Genomic DNA, 1,321 nt, shown 5'->3' on the forward strand with positions numbered 1-1,321 from the left:
AGACCGACCGGCTCGATGTCATCAAGCTGGTGATCAACCTGCGCGCGTGGCTGCGCGGCGAGCATGACCGCATGCACGTGGTTCACGTGCCGTCGCCGCAGGACGAGGCGTCGCGCCAGCTGATGCGCGATCGCGGGGAACTGCAGAAGGAAGTCCTGCAGCATCGCGACCGCATGCGCAAACTGCTGGTCACGCTCGGCTGCTGGGATGAGGTCGACCACAAGGCCTTTGCCGGCCGGCTCGCCCGTAGCGAGGTGAAGTGCCACGACGGCACGCCGCTGCCGCCCGAGCTGCGTGAACGGCTGCTGCGCGAGTGCGAACGGCTGGCACTGGCGGAGCAGCAACTCGCCGCGCTGGAGAAGACGCGCAAGGCGAGCGTGCCGGCGGCCGCGCGCAAGCGCAGCGAGGACCTGGCGCGCCTGAAGGGCATCGGCGAAGTGGGTGCGTCGCGCCTCGCGCTGGAGTTGTTCTGGCGGGAGTTCAGCAACCGGCGCCAGGTGGGGGCGTGCGTCGGGCTGGTGCCACAGCCCTGGGACAGCGGCGAGAGCCATACCGATCAGGGCATCAGCAGGCAGGGCAACCGGCGGGTGCGCGCGCTGCTGGTCGAGATGGCGTGGACCTGGCTGCGCTACCAGCCCGGCAGCGCGCTGACGCAGTGGTTCAACCAGCGCACCCAGGGCACCGGACCGAACCGCCGCGCGCGACGCATTGCGATCGTCGCGGTAGCGCGACGTCTCGCGATTGCGCTGTGGCGGTATCTGAAGGACGGCGTCATCCCCGAAGGCGCAGAGCTGAAGTCAGTCTGAGCCAGCAAGGTATCACAGCAACGCCGTCATGCACGACGCGAAACTGATGGATGGACGGTTTGAAGTGAACATGCCCGTCAAGTCCCCGGGTTACCGAAGTAACCGGTTTTACAGATGGGGCATGTTCCCGGAAAAGACTCCGGCGTAATGCGCATGCAGGATGAGGCTGGCCTGGCGCCAGCGGATAGAAGGTGGTCGGACGTCAGGTCTGACGCGCGCGATGACCGGCTTCAGACCAGAAACGCAGACTGGATTGCGGCAATGGTTGACGGCGCGGTGGAAATCCGCCCCGGGAATACGCGGCTGAAATGCGCCCTGTATGCTGGCGAGCCGCAATCAACGCAAGGAGGAACCCGCGTCATAACGAGCCCGAGTTATCCACCGCCGGCCGGGCGTCGTGGTCGTGAGAGGCGACCCGCCGACCGGCCGTGGATAACTCCTGGACATCAGTTCATGGCGTCCACAAAACGGGGAGTTCGCGAAAGGCCTTGACAACTTCCTGCTCATAGAAGGGG

General features: G+C 66.0%; 1 protein-coding gene. It reads left to right on the forward strand.

Features of this window, described 5'->3' with window-relative positions:
- The coding region (locus KHO31_RS38970) for an IS110 family RNA-guided transposase (RefSeq protein WP_211626145.1) at nucleotides 1–806 on the forward strand (806 nt) is incomplete at its 5' end.
- Nucleotides 807–1,321: the final 515 nt, after the last annotated feature.

Source organism: Paraburkholderia domus, from assembly GCF_905220705.1.
In the GTDB taxonomy this organism is placed as follows: domain Bacteria; phylum Pseudomonadota; class Gammaproteobacteria; order Burkholderiales; family Burkholderiaceae; genus Paraburkholderia; species Paraburkholderia domus.